This is a genomic window from Kineococcus aurantiacus, from assembly GCF_013409345.1.
Classification (GTDB): Bacteria; Actinomycetota; Actinomycetes; order Actinomycetales; family Kineococcaceae; genus Kineococcus; species Kineococcus aurantiacus.
This window is the reverse complement of sequence record NZ_JACCBB010000001.1, coordinates 2,408,864-2,427,755: the sequence shown is the minus strand read 5'-3', so window position 1 is coordinate 2,427,755 and position 18,892 is coordinate 2,408,864. Positions and strand designations below refer to the sequence as shown.

Genomic DNA, 18,892 nt, shown 5'->3' with positions numbered 1-18,892 from the left:
GCACCTCCCGGTGGTTCTGCTGGGCGAACGTCCCGGCCCCCGACTCTAGCCGCGACCGGCCCCGGTGGGCGGGTCGTCGACGGCCGCCTCGACCCGGCGCAGCAGGGCGAGCAGGTGGCGCCGCTCCTCGGGCGCGAGGACGGCGAAGGCCCGCGCCGCGCTGCGGCGGGACCGCTGGTGCAGCTCCTCCAGGACGGACGCGCCGCGGGGGGTGAGCTCGAGCAGGACCGAGCGGCGGTTGCCGGGGTCGGGCGTGCGGCGCAGCAGGCCGGCGTCCTGCAGGGGGTCGACGAGGTCGGTCAGGGAGCGGGGGGCGATGTGCAGGCGCTCGGCCACCTCCCCCATGCGCGGCGGGGTGCCGCACCGGCCGACGACGCGCAGGACGCGGCCCTGCGCGGGGGTGACGCCCAGGTCCCCGGCGTCGCCGTGGCTGTTGCGGCGCAGCCGCCACTGCACCGAGCGCAGCACCTCGAGGAGGTCGGCGTCCAGGTCGTCCACGGGTGACACCCTACCGCTCGTTGAGGTAACCTCATCGTGAGGTAACCACACCATCCCTGGAGGTGCGCCCGTGCGGGGTGACCCCGAACGCGATCCCTTCCGGTCCGGCAAGGTCGACACGACCGGCCTGGACCGCCCCCGGCGCGACGAGCTCGCGCGCGTCCTGCGGCTGTTCCGCCCGCACGTGCGCACCCTCGCCGTCGTCGCCGTCCTCATCGCCGCCTCGGCCGTCACCGGCGTCGCGGCCCCCTTCCTCATCCGCGAGGTCGTCGACACCGCCCTGCCCCGCGGGGACCTGCGCCTGCTGGCGTGGCTGGCGGCCGGGCTCATCGGCATCGCCGCCGTCAGCACCGTCCTCGACGTCGTGCAGGGCCTGCTGACCACCCGCGTCGGCCAGGCCGTCATGCACGGCCTGCGCACGTCCCTGTACGCGCACCTGCAGCGCATGTCGCTGGGGTTCTTCGCCCGCACCCGCACCGGCGAGGTGCAGTCCCGCATCGCCAACGACGTCGGCGCCATGCAGACCGTCGTCACCAGCACCGGGGCCGAGCTCGTGCAGAACCTCGCCACCGTCGTCGTCACCGTCGTCGCCATGCTCGCCCTCGACTGGCGGCTGGCCCTGTTCTCCTTCGTCGTGCTGCCCTTCTCGGTGTGGCTCAACCGCCGCGTCGGGCGGCTGCGGCGGCGCATCACCGCCCAGCGCCAGCGGCAGCTCGCCGACATGTCCGCCACCGTCGAGGAGACCCTGTCGATCTCCGGGGTCCTGCTGACCCGCACCACCGGGCGCACCCCCGAGGTCGTCGAGCGGTTCACCCGCCAGTCCGACGACGTCGCCCGCCTGGAGGTGGGCTCGGAGATGGCCGGCCGCTGGCAGTGGTCGCTCATCACCCTGACCATGGCCGCCGTCCCGGCCCTGACCTACCTGCTCGGCGGCTGGATCCGCGGCACCGGCACCGCCCTGAGCATCGGCACGCTCGTCGCCCTCGTCACCCTCCAGGGGCAGCTGTTCCGCCCCCTGGGGGCGCTGCTGCGCATCGTCGTCCGGCTGCACGCCTCGATGGCCCTGTTCACGCGGGTCTTCGAGTACCTCGACACGCCCGTGGAGGTCGAGGAGCGGCCCGGGGCGCGCCCGCTCACCGCACCCGCCGGGCACGTCCGGTTCCAGGACGTGTCGTTCTCCTACCCCGGCGCCGAGCGGTCCACGGTCGAGGGCATCACCCTCGACGTCCCCGCGGGCACCTCGCTGGCCGTCGTCGGCGCGACCGGGTCCGGCAAGACGACGCTCGGGTACCTGCTGGCCCGGCTGTACGACGTGGACTCCGGCGCCGTGACGATCGACGGCGTCGACGTGCGCGACCTGACCGCGCGCTCGCTGTCCGACGCCGTCGGCGTCGTCACGCAGGAGACGTTCCTGCTGCACGCCTCCGTCGCCGACAACCTGCGGTTCGCCCGGCCCGGCGCCACCGACGACGAGCTGCGGCGGGCGGCGCGGATCGCGCAGGTCGACGACGTGCTCAGCGCCCTGCCGCAGGGCTACGACACCGTCGTCGGGGAACGGGGCTACCGGTTCTCCGGCGGCGAGAAGCAGCGCATCGCCCTGGCCCGCACCGTGCTGCGCGACCCGCCCGTGCTGCTGCTGGACGAGGCGACCTCGGCCCTGGACACCCGCACCGAGCGGGCCATGGCCGACGCCCTGGCCGAGCTGTCCAGCGGCCGGACGACCATCACGATCGCCCACCGGCTCTCCACCGTCCGCGGGGCCGACCAGATCGCGGTCCTGGACCGGGGCCGGGTCGTCGAGCGCGGCACCCACGCCGAGCTGCTCGCCGCCGGGGGCCGCTACGCCGAGCTCGTGGCCGCCGACGAGGCGCGCGCCGAGCTGGCGCAGTAGGGCCCCGCGGGGTCAGCCGCGCGCGCCCTTGCCCGCGGCCACGGCGTCCTCGGCGCGCTGCAGCACCGAGCGGACCCCGGTGTCGAACGGTGAGCGGCACTCCGCCGCCGTGGCGCGCACGAGCGCGACGGTGACGCCGACGTCGGGGTCGTCGGGGCGCCGGCCCCGGGAGGGCAGCGGCGCGGGCGGGGTCCAGTCCCGCACGGCGCGGGCCACGGCGGCCGCCTCGGGCTCACCGGTCCCGGGCAGGACGACGGCGAACTCGTCGGCGCCCAGCCGGCCCGCGGTGGCCCCCGGCGGCAGCACCGAGCGCAGGTGGGCGGCGAAGGCGGTGAGGACGGCGTCACCCGTGGCCAGGCCGTAGGACTCGTTGACGGCGCGGAAGCCCTCCAGGTCGGCGGCCAGCACGCACACGGTCCCCGCGTCCCCGGCGGCCGCCGACAGCGCCGCGGCCAGCCGCTCCTGCAGCAGGCCGCGGGCCGCCACACCGGTCAGGGCGTCGCTGCGGGTGGAGCGGGCGAGCTCGGTGGCGCGCTCGCGCAGCGCGCTCGTGGCCGCGCGCAGCGACCGCTCCAGCTCGCGCACCGGGGTCACGTCGCGGCTGACGACGACCGCCCCGGCGTACCCGCCGCCGGGGGTGGACAGGGCGGTCGCGGAGGTGTGCAGGACGAGGGGGCGGCCGGCGAGGGTCCTCAGGTGCACCTCGACCCCGTGCCACGCCTCCCCCGACCGCAGCGCCCGGCCCATGGCCAGCAGGTAGTCGTCGGTGTCCTCGAACCGGGTCAGCACCCGCACGTGGTGGCCGACGACGTCGGCGGCGCGGACGCCGAAGACCTGCTCGGCGGCCCGGTTCAGCGACCGCACGGTCCCGTCGGCGTCGAGGGTGGTGACGGCGTCGCTGACGTGGGCGAGCAGGCCCTCCAGGAGGCGGCGGCCCACGGCGCCGACGTCGGGGTCGGCGACCCGCAGCGTCGCGTGCCGCAGGCCCTCGGCGGTCCAGACGAGGACGGACCCCGGCACGGGCCGGCCCTGCGCGTCGCGCAGCCGGACGGGCCCGGAGGCGGTGGGGACGGGCCCGAGCAGCTCGCCGGGGTCGCGGCCCAGGACGTCCCCGGCGCGGTGGCCGAGGACGTCCTCGGCCGCGCGGTTCCAGGCGACGGCGCGCCCGGCGTCGTCGACGCTCCAGGCCGGGTCGGGGAAGCCGTCCAGGAGCCGGGTCGTGGCCGGGTCCGTCCGGTCCAGCCGCACCGCGCCACCTCTCCCCCGGGCCCCCCGTCGGGGCCGTCCCGGGTACGTCGGCGGCGTGCGGTGCCGACCCGAGGGGCCGAACGGGTGGATCAGCCGTCGGACGCGGCGTGGCGGCTGGACCGGGTCGACACGTCGACCAGGCGGCGGACCTGCTCGAGGATGTCGTCGAGGTCCTCCACGGGCAGGTCCATCGACGCCGAGACCCACAGCCCGTCGCCGACGAGCTGGATGATCCGGGCCAGGGAGCGGTCGCCGCCGACCTGCTCGGTGAGCAGCTCCCGCCAGGCGCCGTTGACGGCCGCGTACGCCGCCGACGCGCGCGCCTCCCCCTCCTGGGCCAGCCGGAGGGTGGCGATGAGGGCGTTGGACAGCAGGTCGGGGCTGTCGGCGAACAGGGAGACCGCCTCGAGCGCGGAGGTGCGGACGTAGAACTCCGCCGGGCCCTCGGGGGCGGTGCGCATGTGCTCGAGGTCCTCGGCGGCGAGCCGTTCCAGGCGGGCCAGGAGGCCGTCGACGAGGGCGTCCTTGGAGGCGAAGTGGTAGAGCAGGCCGCCCTTGGAGACGCCGGCGCGGGCGGCGACGGCTTCGAGGGTCGCCGAGCGGGCGCCCGTGGTCACCACGAGGCCGGCGAAGGCGTCGACGAGGCGGTCGCGCGTGGCGGCGGGGTCCCGGGGCACGCGGGAAGGGTAACCAGTCGCCAACTGCACCGTCCGGACGGTACAGTGGAGGTGACCGCTCACCGAGGAACGAGACCCATGACCCTCTCGACCACCCAGCCGACCCCCGTCCCGACCCGCCCCACCTCCCGCCAGTGGGCCGCGCTCGCCGTGCTCGTGCTCCCCGTGCTGCTCATCTCGATCGACATGACCGTGCTGAGCTTCGCGCTGCCCGCCATCAGCGAGGCCGTCTCCCCCACCGGCACCCAGCTGCTGTGGATCGTCGACGGCTACTCCCTGGCCATCGCCGGCCTGCTCGTCACGATGGGCACCCTCGGTGACCGCCACGGCGCGCGGAAGCTGCTGCTCGCCGGCTCCGCCGGGTTCGGGGTCGTCTCGCTCCTCGCCGCCTTCGCCGACTCCGCGACGGCCCTCATCGCCGCCCGCGTCGCCCTCGGCGTCTTCGGCGCCACCCTCATGCCCTCGACGCTGTCCTTGCTGCGCAGCACCTTCACCGACCGCGAGCAGCGCCGCACCGCCTTCGCCGTGTGGGCCGGCGGGTTCGCCGCCGGCGGCGCCGTGGGCCCCATCGTCGGCGGCTGGCTGCTCGAGCGGTTCTGGTGGGGCTCGGTCTTCCTGCTCAACGTGCCCTTCATGGTCGCCCTGCTGGTCCTGACGCCCCTCGTCGTGCGCGAGCACCGCACCCCCGGCACGCACGGCCGGCTCGACCTGACCAGCGTCGCCGTCTCCGTCCTGGCCCTGACGTCCCTCGTCTACGGGGTCAAGACCCTCGCCGAGCACGGGCCCACCCTCGTGCCGGTGTCCGCCACCGCCCTGGGCGTCGCCCTCGCCGTCGTCTTCGTGCGCCGCCAGCAGCGGCTGGCCGAGCCGCTGCTGGACGTCGACCTGTTCCGGCTGCCCGTCTTCCGCGCCTCCGTGCTCGCCAACCTCATGAGCGTCTGCGGGATGACGGGCATGCTCTTCGCCGTCTCCCAGCACCTCCAGCTCGTCCTCGGGCTGCGGCCCCTGCACGCCGGGCTGCTGCTCCTGCCCGGGGCCGTCGTCACCTTCGCCGCCGGCCTCCTCGCGGCCCGGCTGGCCCGCCGCCTGCGGCTGGACCTGCTCATCACCGCGGGCCTGCTGCTCGGCAGCGCCGGGTACGCCGTCATGGCCCTGCTCGGGTCCGGCACCGGCACCGGCCCGGCCGTGCAGCTGGCCGTCGCCTTCGCCGTGCTCTGCGCCGGCGCCGGGCTGGCCGAGACCCTCACCAACGACGCCATCCTGTCCGCCGCCCCCGCCTCCCGCACCGGCGCCGCCTCGGCGATCTCCGAGACCGCCTACGAGGTCGGCGCCGTGCTCGGCACCACCGTCCTGGGCAGCGTCCTGAACGCCGTCTACCGCCACCGGGTCGACGTCCCCGCCGGGGCCGAGCAGGCCCGCGAGACCCTCGGCGCCGCCGTGCAGGTCGCCGCCACCCGCCCCGACGGCCAGGCGCTGCTCGACTCCGCCCGCGCGGCCTTCACCCACGGCCTCGACGCGACCGCCGCGGCCGGGCTCGTCCTGACCGCCGCGGCCGCGCTGCTCGTGTGGCGCTCGCTGCGGCCCCGGGGTGTGCCGGGGGCCGTGCGGGCCTAACGTCGGCGGGGTCGGGAGGAGACCACGGTGCCGAAGACCTCGAAGGGCGGGGAACCCGTCCAGGACGAGCTGCCGAGCACGCTGCGGCGCTCGGACGCCAAGGCCCAGCGGACGTTCGCGAAGGCCCACGACGCGGCCGAGGAGCAGTACGACGACGCCGAGCGCGCCAACCGCGTCGCGTGGGGCGCCGTCAAGCACACCCACGAGAAGGTCGGCGACCACTGGCAGCCCAAGGAGGGCGGCCGCAAGGGCCCCTCGGACCCCCAGTCCGAGGGCGGTCGCGACACCCACCGCCGGTCCTCCGGCGGCGTCGACGAGCACGCCACCAAGGAGCACCTGCTCCAGCTCGCGCGCGAGCTGGACGTGCGGGGGCGCTCGTCGATGACGAAGGCGGAGCTGGTCGAGGCGCTGCGCAAGGCCAACGACTCCGCGACCCGCAGCGCTAGGTCCGGAGCAGCGGCTGCGCGCAGCGGCGGTGCGCGGCCTCCACCTCGTCGCGCTGGGCCCGGGCCCGGGCCGCCAGCCCCCGCACGCCCGCGGCCCACTCGGCGCGCTCGGCGGCGACCAGCTCACCGAGCAGACCGGCCGCGACGGCGCGCCGGTGCAGCCCGCCGAGGACGTCCTCGAGGGCGATGAGCCCCTCCACGACGGCCTCGCGCGTGGGGTGGGGGGCCGGCAGCGCGCCCGCGACGCGGTCGACGACCGGCAGCCGGTGCAGCAGCGGGGTGAGGCGGGCGGCGTGGGCGGACAGCCAGCTCACCCCGACGACGGCCCAGTCGGTGGACGCCCCCAGCCGGCGCATCGCGGTGCGCAGGGCGGCGCGGTCGGCGGCGACCTCGCGGCGCACGCGCAGCAGCGTCGTGCGCTCGGGCAGCAGGACCTCCAGGGTGGACGCGCGCCGCAGCTGCTCACCGAGGCCCGTCGCGGCGGCGAGCTGCTCGTTGAGGTAGGCGCGCAGCACGGGGTCGGCGGCGGGCGCGGCGCGGCGGCGACCGGTGAGGAGGGCGGGGACCGACAGCACAGGAGGACGCTAACCCGATGGAGTTCCTGCGCGCGCTGCCGGTGCTGCCCGTCCACGACCTCGACGCGGAGGTCGCCTTCTACGAGGGGCTGTCGTTCCACGTGCAGCACCGCGAGGGCGACTTCGCCGCCCTGGAGCGCGACCGCGTCCTGTTCGGGCTGCGCCGGGCCGCGGTGGACGTGCCGCCGCCGGGGCTGTCCTGGCAGCTGGAGGTCGACGACGTGCCGGCCGTCCTGGCCGTGGCGCTGGCCGCGGGGATCGTCGTGCGGGAGGAACCGCACGAGCAGCCCTCGGGGGAGTGGACCCTGCGGCTGGTGACGCCCGCGGGGTACGAGCTGGTCGTCGAGGGCCCGGCGGCCCCGGCGCGGGTCCAGGACCTGCGTTCGCTGGCCCTGGCGCTGCCGGACGTCGTGGAGCTGGCCGAGGACGGCTGGACGGGGTTCCGGCGGGTGGGCGGCCCCTGGCTGGCCCGGGTCGCCGGGGACCGGGCGGAGGTGCGCGCCGAAGGGATCACGACGGTGGACCTGGTGACGGCCGACCCCGCCCACCTGGAGGAGCTGCTGCGCACGGCGTGGGAGGAGAACCCCCCGCCGCCCCCGGAGACGGGTCCGCTGCGCACGGAGTGACGGAGGGGACGGGTGTGACTGACGGTGAGGCCAGAATACCGGTCAGTAGTCCCGTTCAGGTGGAACCGACCCCTGTAGTCACGTAGCGTGTCCAACTGATCACGCTTTGACTGACACAGGGGGAACCTCATGGACGCGGCGCAGAGCGGCACGCTCATGACCGAAGGGCCCGCGGTCGACACCACGGTGACCCTCATGCCGACCGCCGGGGGGAACGGCGCCTGGCACACCGGCACCGTCCGCTCCTGGACCGCCGGGGCGGCCGGGCTGGTCGTCACCAGCCACGTCAGCGCCTCCCCCGCCACCGTCGAGGCCCTCGACGGCCAGCGCGTGTGGGTCAGCACCGACTCCGGGCAGGGCGACTCCGTCACCCCCCACGCCGTCTTCCAGGCCATCGCCCAGGCCCACCGCGACGACGAGCTCGCCCTCACCGGCGTCATGCTCCTCGCCGCCGAGACCCGCCGCGGCGCCGTCCGCGCCCCCGCGTCCCTGCCCGCCCACCTCACGATGCCCGAGGGCGTCGCCGACGTCCGCACCGTCGACTACTCCCGCACCGGCATGCGCGTCGAGGGCGCCCAGGACATGCCCGCCCACGCCGACGTCGAGATCGCCCTCGAGCTCGGCGACGGCCTCGAGGTCCACGCCCGCGGCGAGGTCCTGCGCGTCGACGAGACCTCCGGCGAAGCCGTCGTGCGGTTCGTCGAGCTCGAAGAGGGCGCCGCGGAGGCCCTGGAGCGCAGCGTGCTCACGGAGCTGGCCAGGCAGAACCGGGGCTGAGACCCGCCCGCCCAGCACCCCCGGACCGTCGCGGTCCGGGGGTGCTGCGCGTGGGGGCGGGTCAGCTGCCGGTGGTCGGCGCGCTGCCCGGCGTCGTCGTGCCGCCACCCGGGGTCGGGGCCCCCTCTGCCGGGGCGGGCGGGGTCGGGGCCCCCTCAGGCGGAGTCGGGGCCCCGGCCGGCGGGGTGGGGTGGCCCACCTCGACGCGGGTCGCGGTGAAGGACCCGTCGTCACCCACCGCGGTCCCCGCCGCGGCCTCGGCGTGCACGTGCTCGCCGACGGCGATCGAGGAGACCTCCACGTCCCGGCCGTCGCGCAGAACCTGCGCCCCGGCGACGTCCACGACGGTCGTCGTGCCGTCGGGACCGGCGACGGTCAGCGAGTCCCCGTCGACCGCCGTCACGTCCCCGTCGGCGCGCACCGGCTCCACGACGACGCGGGCCGCCGTCGCGCCGTCGGAGGACGAGGACGACGGGGTCAGCTCGACGTGGACGTGCCGGCCCACGGTGAGGGCGCTGCGGTCGGCGGTCCCCTCGCCCTGGCCGGGGCCCCGGTCGAGCACGACGACGGTGTCGTCGGTGAGCGTGACGGTCCTCTCCTGCCCACGCGGGGAGGAGAGGGTCAGGGTGTCGCCCTCGACGGCGGTGACCGTCCCGCCGGCCGGCGGGCCGGCGCGGCCGGGACCACCGGGGTCACCGGGCGCGCCAGGTGCACCCGGACCGCACGGCGCGGGCGCGTCGGTCGCGGGCGCGGTGCCGTCGCCGGGCGCGGCCGACGCCGGGGCGGACGGGCTCGTCGCGGACCCGGGGCCGGGGTCGCCGGTCGCCGCGACGGCGGCCGTCGCGGCCAGGCCGCCGGCGGCCGTCGCCACGACGGCGCCGAGGACGAACCGGCGGACGCTGGCGCTGCGGCGTGCGGCGCGGTCGGTCGGGTCGGTGGGGCGGGTGGTGCTCACGGTGCTCCTCCACGGGTCGGTCCGGGGACTGCTCCCGCCGCGACCTGGGGGTCCGCGGCGACGTCCAGACCACCGGCCGGACCTGAAGCCGGCCTGAAGCCGGCGCCCCCGGCCCCCGTCCTTCAGGTTCCCTTCAGCTCACGCGCTGGCCGCACCCCCGCGGCTCTGCGATGTTCGTGCGGTGCCCACCGCAGCCGTCCGGGTCCTCCTCGTCGAGGACGACCCGCTCATCGCCGAGTCCGTCGCCGAGGCGCTCACCGGCACCGGGATGGTCGTCCGCGCCCGCCCCGACGGCCGCGACCTGGACGAGGTCGTCGAGCGCTTCCGTCCCGACATCGCCGTCCTCGACGTCATGCTGCCCGGCGAGGACGGCACGTCCCTGGCCCGGCGGGTCTGCGTGCCGCGCGACGTGCCCGTCGTCTTCGTGACGGCCCGCGACGACGTCGACGACCGGCTGTCCGGCTTCGCCGCGGGCGCCGACGACTACGTCGTCAAGCCGTTCGCCGTCGAGGAGCTGCTCGTGCGGCTGCGCGCCGTGCTGCGCCGGTCCGGCCGGACGCCGCAGGTCGTGGAGGTGGCCGACCTCGTCGTCGACGAGTCCGCGTCCCTCGCCCTGCGCGGCGGGGTCGCGCTGGACCTCACCGCGACGGAGTTCCGGCTGCTGGCCCAGCTCGTCCGCCACCGCGGGCGGACCCTGTCCAAGCTGCAGCTGCTGACGCAGGTGTGGGGGTACGAGCACTACGACCAGAACCTCGTCGAGGTCCACGTCAGCGCCCTGCGCCGCAAGCTGGAGGAGCACGGGCCCCGGCTCGTGCACACCGTCCGCGGGCTCGGCTACGTGCTGCGGGTCCCCACCGCGAGCCCCACCGCGAGCCCCACCGCGAGCGCCGGCGGCCACGGGGACGGGGACGGGGACGGGGACGGCTGAGCGGTGCGCACGGTCTCTCTGCGCCGCCGGGTGGTCGCCGTCGCGACGGCGGTCCTGGCGGCGCTGCTGCTCGCCGTCGGGGTGTTCGTCGACGCCGACCTGGGCTCGCGGCTGCGCGGCGACGCCCGCGCGCGGTTGTCCTCCCTCGCCGAGCTGGGCGTGCAGCTCGACGGCACGGTCGACGACCAGACGCTCGTGGACCGGCTCGCGACCGCGGGGGCGCGGGCCGAGCTGGAGAGCGGGGACGGCACGGTCGTCGGCACCCCCGGTCCGGCGGGCGGGCCCCCCGGACCCGCGGGCGGTCCGGGGCGGGCTCCCGCGGCCGGGCCGGGGGCCGCCGTGGTGCAGGACGGGGAGCTGCTGCGCACGCGGCGGACCCTCGCCGGCGACCGGGTCCTCGTCCTGACGACGTCGCTGCGCCCCGTCGAGGACGCCCTCGCCCAGTTCCGCCGCTCGATGCTGCTCGGGGCGCTCACGGGTCTGCTCCTGGCCGTCGTGGCGTCGTGGGTGCTGCTGGGCCGGGCCCTGGCGCCGCTGGACACCATGACGGCCACGGCCCGCTCGATCGCCGACGGCGACCGCGGCCGGCGGCTGGACCCGGACCGCGCGGACACCGAGCTGGGCCGCACGGCGGCCGCCTTCGACCGCATGATCGACTCCCTGGAGGGGGCCGAGGAGCGGGCCACGCGCTCGCGGGACCGGATGCAGCGCTTCCTGTCCGACGTCGCCCACGACCTGCGGACCCCGCTGGCCGCGGTCACCGCGGCGGCCGAGCGGCTGCTGCTGGACACCGGCGAGGGGCCGGACCGGCGCCGGCGCGAGGAGGCCGCGGTCCGCATCGTGCGGGAGGCGCGGCGGGCGGCCCAGCTCGTGACGGACCTGCTGTCGGTGTCGCGGCTGGAGGAGCTGCAGCCCCGGACCGTCCGCACCGGCCTGGCCCCGCTGGTCCGCGCCGCGGTCGGGGAGGCCGGCCCCCTCGGGCGGGGCGTGAGCGTGCGGACCCCCTCAGCCGACGGCGCGGCCGACGGGGCCGACGGTGCGGTCGAGGTCGTCGCCGACCCCGACCACGTGCGCCGGGTCCTGGTGAACCTGCTGTCCAACGCGTGGCGGGCCGCACCCGCCGGGCCCGTCGTCGTCACCGTGGACCGGTCGGCCGGGTGGGGGCGCGTCGTCGTCGCCGACGGCGGACCGGGCATCGCGGTGGCCGACCGCGAGCGCGTCTTCGACCGCCTCGTGCGGCTGGACCCCGCGCGCGCGGGCGACGGCGGCGCGGGGCTGGGCCTGTCGATCTCGCGCGGGCTGGCCCGGTCCGGCGGCGGGGACCTGCGGTGCGTGGACCCGGCCGACCCGGACCTGCCGCCGGACCTGCCCGGCGGGGCCGTCCTCGTGCTGACGCTCCCGCGGGCCTGACTCCCGGGGGGCCGACTCCCGGGGGGCCGACTCCCGGGGGCTGGGACGCCTCAGCCCTGCGGGGAGCCCGGGGTCCCCGGGGCCTGCGCGGACTCCGGCTGCTGCGCCCACCACGCCCGCAGCTCGGCCTCGGCCTCCTGCGCCCCCAGCGGCCCGCGGTCCATCCGCAGCCCCAGCAGGTGCTGGTAGGCGCGGCCCACCACGCGCGAGGGCCCGATGCCCAGCAGCGCCATGATCTGGTTGCCGTCGAGGTCGGGGCGGACCGCGTCGAGCTCCTCCTGCTCGCGCAGCCGCTCGATGCGCGCCTCGAGGTCGTCGTAGGCCGCCGACAGCCGCCGCGCCTTGCGCACGTTGCGGGTCGTGCAGTCGCTGCGGGTCAGCCGGTGCAGCCGCGGCAGCAGCGGGCCCGCGTCCGTGACGTACCGGCGCACCGCCGAGTCGGTCCACTCCCCGTCGCCGTACCCGTGGAAGCGCAGGTGCAGCTCCGTCAGCCGCGCGACGGCCTTGACCGTGTCGTTGTCGAAGCGCAGCGCCTTCAGCCGCTTCGCCACCATCTTCGCGCCGACGACCTCGTGGTGGTGGAAGCTCACCCCGCCGCCCTCCTCGAACCGGCGGGTGCGGGGCTTGCCGATGTCGTGCAGCAGCGCCGCCAGCCGCAGCAGCAGGTCCGGGCCGTCGGTCTCCAGGGCCATCGCCTGCTCCAGCACCGTCAGCGAGTGCTCGTAGACGTCCTTGTGCCGGTGGTGCTCGTCGATCTCCAGCTGCAGCGCGGGCAGCTCCGGCAGGACGTGCTGGGCCAGGCCCGTCTCCACGAGGATCCGCAGACCCGCCACCGGGTCCGGCGCGACGAGCAGCTTCTCCAGCTCCACCCGCACCCGCTCGGCCGAGACGATGGCGATGCGGTCGGCCATCGCCGTCATCGCCTCCGTGATCTCCGGCGCCACCCGCAGCCCCAGCTGCGCCGCGAACCGCGCCGCACGCATCATCCGCAGCGGGTCGTCGGAGAACGACTGCTCCGCGGTCCCGGGGGTGCGCAGGAGCCCCGCGGCGAGGTCCTTCAACCCGTCGTGGGGGTCGGCGAAGTCCAGCGACGGCAGCCGCAGGGCCATCGCGTTGACGGTGAAGTCGCGCCGGGACAGGTCCCCGACGAGGTCGTCGCCGTAGGAGACCTCCGGCTTGCGGGAGGCGGCGTCGTAGCTCTCCGAGCGGTACGTCGTGACCTCCACGACGAGGTCCTTCTTCCGGGCGCCGATGGTGCCGAAGTCGCGGCCGATCTCCCAGTAGGCGTCGCCCCAGGCCCTCAGCAGCGCCACGGTGTCGTCGGGGCGGGCGTCGGTCGTGAAGTCCAGGTCCGAGGAGCGGCGGCCCAGGAACGCGTCGCGCACCGGCCCGCCCACGAGGGACAGCTCGAAACCGGCGGTCTCGAAGACCCGGCCGAGGTCCACCAGCAGCGGCATCACGGGCTCCAGGGCCGCGACGGCCCGGGCCCGCGCCTCGTCCAGCGCCCGCTCCAGGGCGGCTCCGGGGTCGGCGGGACGGGCCTGGTGGGACTCCTCGTGCAGCACGGGGTACAAGCCTGCCATGAGACGCCACCGGCGCTGGCTACAGTGAGCCGATGGTCAAGCCTGCCCGGGAGCCGCGTCGGCGGTTGCCCACCGTGCAGGAGACCTCCTCGGGTGGGCTCGTCGTCGACCTGTCCACCGGGGTGCCCCGCGCCGCCGTCATCTGCCGCCTCAACCGCGCCGGCCGCGCCGAGTGGTGCCTGCCCAAGGGGCACCTGGAGGGCGAGGAGACCCTCGAGCAGGCCGCGGTGCGCGAGATCGAGGAGGAGACCGGCATCCGCGGCGAGGTCGTCGAGACCCTCGGCAGCATCGACTACTGGTTCTCCGCCGACGGCCGGCGCATCCACAAGGTCGTCCACCTCTTCCTGCTCAAGGCCGTCGGCGGGTCCCTGACCGTCGAGAACGACCCCGACGCCGAGGCCGTGGACGTCGAGTGGATCCCCTTCAGCGACCTCGGCGAGCGGCTCGCCTTCCCCAACGAACGGCGCGCCGCCACGGCGGCGACGCTGCGGCTGGGCGAACTGGCGTGACCCGCCGGCACCCCGTGACGCGTCGGGGGCTGCTGACGGGACTCGCCGCCGGCGGGCTGGTCCTCGGCGCCCCGGGTGCCGCGCAGGCCCGGGCCCGCCCCACCGCGACGGCGACGGCCGCGACGGCCGCGCTGCCGCTGCGCGTCGTCCTGCTCGAGGTCACCCCAACGGCCTACTCCGCGGCCGACCCGGCCCGGTCCGTGGTCACCGTCCGGGCCCGCGTCGAGCACCGCGGCACCGCCTCCCTGGCCGGCCTCACCGCCCGGCTGGTGGCCCAGCGCTCCCCCACCGTGGCCCGCACCGCCCTGGACCAGTGGGCGCGCGCGTCGGACCGGGCCTCCATCACCCGCTCCTCGGCCAGCTCCGACGACGTCGCCGTCGGGTCCGGCCGGCTCGACCCCGGCGGGCGGGCCGAGGTGCTGCTGACCCTGCCCGCGGCGTCCCTGGGCGGCGGGGCCGGTGCGCACCTGGCCGCTGTGGAGGTCTCCGACGACTCCGGCCGCGTCGGCGTGGCCCGCACCTTCCTCGTCTCCGCCGCGCCCCAGGGCGCCACCGCGACCCCCCTGACCCTGCTGCTGCCCCTCGTCGCGGGCCGCGACGGGTCCGCCGACGGGCTCGCGCAGGCGGTCCGGGACCGGCTGGCGGCCCTCGTCGCCGGCAGCGGCGCCGACCCGCGCGTGGCGTGGGCGCTGGACCCGGCCCTGACCGCGGGCGCGGACGCCGCACCGGCCGGCGCGCAGACCCCCGGCCCCGGCGACCCCGCCACCGCGCAGGCCACCGGGCAGACCACCGAGCAGACCACCGAGCAGGCCACCGACGACAGCACCCGCACCCTGTCGGACTGGCGCGACGACCTCGTCGCCGCCGCCGCCGGCCGCGTCGTGCTGGGGCTGCCCTTCGGCGACCCCGACCTGGCCGCCCTGGACCGCAGCGCCGACGGCACCGACCTCCTGGACCGCGCCACCCGGGCCGCCGACGGCGCCCTCGACGGCCTCACCGGCGCCCTCGTGCGCACCGACGTCGCCTGGCCCGCCGACGAGGCCGCCGACGAGGACCTGCTCGCGCTGTGCCTCGGCGGCGGCGCGAGCACCGTCGTCCTCGACGACGAGTGCCTGCCCCCCGACGCCGACCTCACCTACACCCCCGCCGGCCGGGCCCGCGTCGACGTGCTCGACACCTCCGTCGAGGTCCTCGTCGCCGACCGGACCCTGTCCTCGGTGCTCGCCGACGCCGACGACCCCGACCAGGTCGTCCTGGTCCGCCAGCGGCTCATCGCCGAGGCCGCCACCACGACGCTGCAGCGCCCCAGCGACCCGCGCGGGCAGCTCCTCGTCGCCCCCCGCAGCTTCGCGCCCGCGGCCGGGGACCTGGCCGCCCTCGTCGGCGACGTCGAGTCCTCCGGCTGGGCCGCCTGGCAGCCCCTCACCGACCTCCTGGACACCCCGGTGCCCGGCGTGGAGCGGTCCGCGCCGCAGGTCCCGGCCGCCACCGCCCGCGCCGCGCTGCCCGCCGCGCACGTCGCCGGCGTCGCCGGGGCCCTCGCCGCGGTCGACGACTTCGCCACCGCCCTGCCCGGCTCCGGGCTCGACGCGGGCCTGCTGTCCCGGCAGCACGCCGCGCTGGTGCTGCTCGGGGTGTCCTGGCGCGGGCACGTCGGCGAGCTGCCCACCGCCCGCGCCCGGCTCGCGAGCGCCGTGGAGGCCCTCACGGCCGGGGTGAGCATCGCCGCGGGCAGCGTGCGCAACCTCGCCGCCGAGCGCAGCGAGCTGCCCATCACGGTCGTCAACGAGCTCGACGTCCCCGTCCAGGTGGACCTGGTGCTGCGGCCCCGGACGGCGCGGGTGCAGCTGGACGCGGTGCCGCGGCAGACCGTCGCCGCCCGCAGCCAGGCCCGGGTGGCGGTGCCGGTGCGGGCGCTGGCCAACGGGTCGGTCGTCGTGGAGGCGCAGCTGCGCACGCCCGCGGGCAGCGCCATCGGGCGGCCGGTGGAGATCCGGCTGAACGTGCGCGCGGACGTGGAGGGCTGGATCAGCGGGGTCGTCGGCGGCGGTGCGGCGGCGCTGCTCGTCGTGGGGCTGGTGCGGGCGTTCCGCCGGGGCCGGCGGCGGGTCGACGAGGCCGAGCACGCCCTCGTCGGTGGGCCGGCGTCCGGCTCGGCGCCGTCCGGCGCCCCGTCCGGCTCAGCGCCGACCGACGCCCCGTCCGGCTCCGGGGAGCCGGCGAAGTAGCGGGGCGACGAGGTCCTCCAGCTCGCGCACCCGCATGACCCGGCACAGCGCGGTGAAGACGACGAGCACGAGGACCCCGCCGACGAGGACGACGGCGAGGTCGACCAGCCGCCCCTGGCCGAGGAGGGCCCCGCCGCGGGCGACGGCGAACCCGACGGCGGTCGAGACGGCCGTGATGAGCAGCAGGCGCACGAGGGTGCGCAGCAGCAGGTACCCGTCGAGGCCCCCGCCGTCGAGGGCCCGGAAGCGGCGCCGCAGCAGGGTCAGCCCCAGGACGCAGCCGACGACGTTGGCCACGCTCATCGAGGCGCCGATGGCGACGACCTGCCACTGCGGGGGCACCGCGAGGTGGATCACGACGTTGCCGGCCGTGGTGACCAGGGCCACGACGACCTGCACGACGAAGGGGGTCCGGGCGTCCTCGTAGGCGTAGAAGACGCGCTGGACCAGGTAGGTCACGCTGAAGGGGACCAGCCCGACGGTCATGGCGACGAGCACCTGCCCGATGGGGTGGGCCTCGAACATGGCGCCGCCGACGGCCGGTCCCAAGGACAGGAACGCGGCGGTGGCCAGGGCCCCGGCGGCGGCGACGGTGCGGGCCCCGGAGGAGAAGTCGCGGCGGACCGCGGCGACGTCACCCGCGACGGCCGACCGGCTCAGCCGGGTGAACAGGGCCGTCACCAGCGAGACCGCGACCAGCGAGTGCGGGAGCATGAACAGCAGGAAGGCGTAGCTGTAGGAGTTGCCCGAGGCGCCGTCGACGTGCGCGGCGTTGAGGGCGTACCCGGCCGAGGTCATGACCTTGGACGTGGGGATGAACGCGAGCTGCCCGACGGCCACCCCGGCGAAGGTCCACCCGGCGACGCGCCCGGCGCTGCCCAGCCCCATCCCGCGGAAGCCGAACCGGGGCCGGTACCGGAAGCCGACGCGGTGCAGCGGCCACAGCAGGACCAGCGCCTGCACCGCCACGCCCGCGGTGGCGGTGCCGGCCAGCAGCGCGACCATCCCCGGCGTCCACTGCGTCGCCGTGAGGTCCTCCCCGCGCGGGTACAGGGCCAGGAAGGCGACGGTGCCGCCGATGGCGACGACGTTGTTGACGACGGGCGCCCACATGAAGGGGCCGAAGCTGCCGCGGGCGTTGAGGACCTGGCCCAGCACCGTGTAGAGGCCGTAGAAGAAGACCTGCGGCAGGCACCAGAAGGCCATCGCGGTCCCCAGGGCCAGCCAGTCGTCGTCCCACCGCTCGGCGTACAGCCGCACGACGAGCGGGGCGGCGGCGGTGACGACCACGGTGGCCGCGGCCATGACCAGCAGCGCGAGGGTGACGAGGCGGTCGACGAACTCCTTGCCGCCGTCGGGCAGCCGGAACGCCTTGACGATCTGCGGGACGAGGACGGCGTTCAGCACCCCGCCCGCGACGAGGATGTAGAAGTTGTTCGGCGCCTTGTTGGCGACGTCGAAGACCTGCCCGCCGACGCCCCCGGCGGTCCCGCCGACGGCGGCGGCCAGCAGGGCCACGCGCACGAACCCGAGCACCCGCGAGACCAGCGTCCCGCTCGCCATCAGCGCGCTGGACCGGGCCAGGGAGGCCCCGGACTCGTCGGGGGCGGTCTTCTGGGGGGTGGCGCTCACGGGTCGATGGTCGCCGATGGGTGCGCCGTCCGGGTCACCGCGTCCCCGGTCCGGTCAAGGTCTTCACACGCGGTGACGACCCATCGACGGTGACGAGGGTCCGGGGGGTCGTGGCGGCGGCAGCGCTGGTGCTCGCGCTCGGAGTGCCCGCGACGGGTGCCCACGCCGACCCCACCGCCGACCCGGGCACGCCCACGAGCGGGGCGCTGGCGGCGCGGGCCGACGCGCTGCGCACGCGCGTCGAGGCGCTGCGGGTGCAGCAGTCGATCGCGACCGAGGCGTACGACACGGCCGTCGAGGACGTGCGGGACGCCGCCGCGCGGGAGGTGCGCGCGCGGTCGGTGCTGGACTCCGCGGAGGGCGCGAGCACCCGCGCGGGCGCGGAGGCGACCCGCCGCGTGCGGTCGCTGTACATGGCGGGCCCGGGCCTGGCGGTGAGCCTGCCGGTGGGCCTGGGGCTGCTGGCCGGCGGCGACCTCGACGGGGCCTCGACGGCGGCGCGGGACGCGGCGCTCGCCGCGGCCGTCGTCGGCGACGACACCGCGACGGTGGACCGGGCCGCGGGCGCGCGGGAGGCGGCGCGGGCCGCCGAGGAGCACCTGCGGGAGGTGCGCGCGGCGCAGGTCGCCGCGCAGGCCGCCGCCGCGCAGGCGCAGCAGCGGGTGGCGCGGGCGCTGGACGCCGAGCAGCGGCTGCTGGCCGACGCGGACGCGGCGCTCGCGCGGGCCGTGGCCGCCGAGGAGGAGCGGGCCCGGCGGGCCGCGCTGGCCGCGGCCGCCGAGCGGGCCGCCGCGGCGGGCGTCGCGGACGCGGCGACGCCCGCGGCCACCACCGCCGGGGTCACCAGCGGGGCCACGGACGAGATCACGGACGGGGCTACGGACGGGGCCACGGCCACCGCGCGGGCCGCCATCGCCGCGGCCTCCACCCGCCAGGGCGCGGCCTACGTCTGGGGCGCGACCGGCCCCGCGACGTTCGACTGCTCCGGGCTGACGCAGTGGGCGTACGCGCAGGCGGGCACCGCGATCCCCCGCACGTCCCGCCAGCAGTACGCGGCGCTGCCGAAGGTCCCGCTGGACCGGCTGCAACCCGGTGACCTGGTCTTCTACGCCAGCGGCGCCGACCCCTCGACGATCCACCACGTCGCGCTGTACCTGGGCGGCGGGAAGGTCCTGCACGCCCCCCACAGCGGCGACGTCGTGCGGGTGGCGGGGGTGGCGATGCCGGGGCTGTACGGGGCGGTCCGCCCCTCCTGACCCCCCGCCCGGCCCGGCCCGCGCGCCGGGGGACCGTCG

16 protein-coding genes and 1 pseudogene are annotated in these 18,892 nt (G+C 77.1%); 10 read left to right on the top strand and 7 right to left on the bottom strand.

Annotation, left to right across the window (positions count from 1 at the left end; all coding sequences use genetic code 11):
- Positions 1–45 precede the first annotated feature (45 nt).
- Positions 46–498 carry a MarR family transcriptional regulator gene (locus BJ968_RS11775; RefSeq protein ID WP_179752033.1) on the bottom strand — a complete coding sequence of 151 codons (453 nt, stop codon included), beginning with the start codon at positions 496–498 and terminating at the stop codon, positions 46–48.
- A gap of 70 nt (positions 499–568) precedes the next feature.
- On the opposite strand from BJ968_RS11775, the gene BJ968_RS11770 reads away from it, so the two are divergent.
- Positions 569–2,389 (top strand): ABC transporter ATP-binding protein, encoded by a 1,821-nt coding sequence (locus BJ968_RS11770; RefSeq protein WP_425491491.1) that lies wholly within the window; start codon positions 569–571, stop codon positions 2,387–2,389.
- 12 nt (positions 2,390–2,401) lie between these two features.
- Here the strand turns inward: BJ968_RS11770 and BJ968_RS11765 are convergent, their stop codons facing one another.
- Positions 2,402–3,637: a diguanylate cyclase domain-containing protein gene (locus tag BJ968_RS11765; RefSeq protein ID WP_179752031.1), complete on the bottom strand. Its 1,236-nt coding sequence runs from the start codon at positions 3,635–3,637 to the stop codon at positions 2,402–2,404.
- Between the two features lie 89 nt (positions 3,638–3,726).
- On the bottom strand, positions 3,727–4,314 hold the full coding sequence (locus BJ968_RS11760) for a TetR family transcriptional regulator (protein WP_179752029.1): 588 nt from the start codon (positions 4,312–4,314) through the stop codon (positions 3,727–3,729).
- 78 nt (positions 4,315–4,392) lie between these two features.
- On the opposite strand from BJ968_RS11760, the gene BJ968_RS11755 reads away from it, so the two are divergent.
- Entirely contained in the window at positions 4,393–5,928 is a 1,536-nt protein-coding gene (locus BJ968_RS11755) for an MFS transporter (protein ID WP_179752027.1), read from the top strand.
- Positions 5,929–5,955: 27 nt separating this feature from the next.
- A pseudogene (locus BJ968_RS23770) lies at positions 5,956–6,375 on the top strand (ChaB family protein); the annotation flags it as partial.
- On the opposite strand, the gene BJ968_RS23765 reads toward BJ968_RS23770, so the two are convergent.
- Complete coding sequence (locus tag BJ968_RS23765; protein ID WP_218885012.1) at positions 6,371–6,949, bottom strand: hypothetical protein; 579 nt, start codon at positions 6,947–6,949, stop codon at positions 6,371–6,373. The pseudogene BJ968_RS23770 and the gene BJ968_RS23765 sit on opposite strands and share 5 nt — an antisense overlap.
- 17 nt (positions 6,950–6,966) lie before the next feature.
- On the opposite strand from BJ968_RS23765, the gene BJ968_RS11745 reads away from it, so the two are divergent.
- Together BJ968_RS11745 and BJ968_RS11740 are read left to right on the top strand one after the other, a co-directional pair.
- The gene (locus BJ968_RS11745) at positions 6,967–7,575 is read left to right on the top strand and encodes a VOC family protein (RefSeq protein ID WP_179752022.1); all 609 of its coding nucleotides are present in this window, start codon (positions 6,967–6,969) and stop codon (positions 7,573–7,575) included.
- Between the two features lie 129 nt (positions 7,576–7,704).
- Positions 7,705–8,352, top strand: coding sequence for a PilZ domain-containing protein (locus BJ968_RS11740; protein ID WP_179752020.1), 648 nt, complete (start codon positions 7,705–7,707; stop codon positions 8,350–8,352).
- A gap of 61 nt (positions 8,353–8,413) precedes the next feature.
- Here BJ968_RS11740 and BJ968_RS24575 read toward each other — a convergent pair whose 3' ends face one another.
- Positions 8,414–9,307, bottom strand: a complete 894-nt coding sequence (locus BJ968_RS24575; protein WP_179752018.1) for a DUF5666 domain-containing protein — start codon at positions 9,305–9,307, stop codon at positions 8,414–8,416.
- A 181-nt stretch (positions 9,308–9,488) separates the two neighbouring features.
- Between BJ968_RS24575 and BJ968_RS11730 the strand changes: the two genes are divergently transcribed.
- Both BJ968_RS11730 and BJ968_RS24570 read left to right on the top strand, forming a co-directional pair.
- On the top strand, positions 9,489–10,235 hold the full coding sequence (locus BJ968_RS11730) for a winged helix-turn-helix domain-containing protein (protein WP_179752016.1): 747 nt from the start codon (positions 9,489–9,491) through the stop codon (positions 10,233–10,235).
- A gap of 3 nt (positions 10,236–10,238) precedes the next feature.
- Positions 10,239–11,645, top strand: coding sequence for an ATP-binding protein (locus BJ968_RS24570; RefSeq protein ID WP_179752014.1), 1,407 nt, complete (start codon positions 10,239–10,241; stop codon positions 11,643–11,645).
- Between the two features lie 50 nt (positions 11,646–11,695).
- Here BJ968_RS24570 and BJ968_RS11720 read toward each other — a convergent pair whose 3' ends face one another.
- Positions 11,696–13,228, bottom strand: a complete 1,533-nt coding sequence (locus tag BJ968_RS11720) for a CCA tRNA nucleotidyltransferase (RefSeq protein WP_179752012.1) — start codon at positions 13,226–13,228, stop codon at positions 11,696–11,698.
- Positions 13,229–13,260: 32 nt separating this feature from the next.
- Here BJ968_RS11720 and BJ968_RS11715 point away from each other — a divergent pair, with 32 nt between their 5' ends.
- Entirely contained in the window at positions 13,261–13,737 is a 477-nt protein-coding gene (locus tag BJ968_RS11715; protein WP_179752010.1) for an NUDIX hydrolase, read from the top strand.
- A complete protein-coding gene (locus BJ968_RS11710) occupies positions 13,641–15,965 on the top strand; it encodes a DUF6049 family protein (RefSeq protein ID WP_425491490.1) in 2,325 nt (774 codons plus the stop codon). The genes BJ968_RS11715 and BJ968_RS11710 overlap by 97 nt, the downstream gene beginning before the upstream one ends.
- Here BJ968_RS11710 and murJ read toward each other — a convergent pair.
- Entirely contained in the window at positions 15,918–17,597 is a 1,680-nt protein-coding gene (gene murJ, locus BJ968_RS11705; RefSeq protein ID WP_218885011.1) for a murein biosynthesis integral membrane protein MurJ, read from the bottom strand. The two genes, BJ968_RS11710 and murJ, sit on opposite strands and share 48 nt — an antisense overlap.
- Before the next feature lie 110 nt (positions 17,598–17,707).
- Between murJ and BJ968_RS11700 the strand changes: the two genes are divergently transcribed.
- Positions 17,708–18,853 carry an NlpC/P60 family protein gene (locus tag BJ968_RS11700; RefSeq protein WP_179752006.1) on the top strand — a complete coding sequence of 382 codons (1,146 nt, stop codon included), beginning with the start codon at positions 17,708–17,710 and terminating at the stop codon, positions 18,851–18,853.
- Positions 18,854–18,892: the final 39 nt, after the last annotated feature.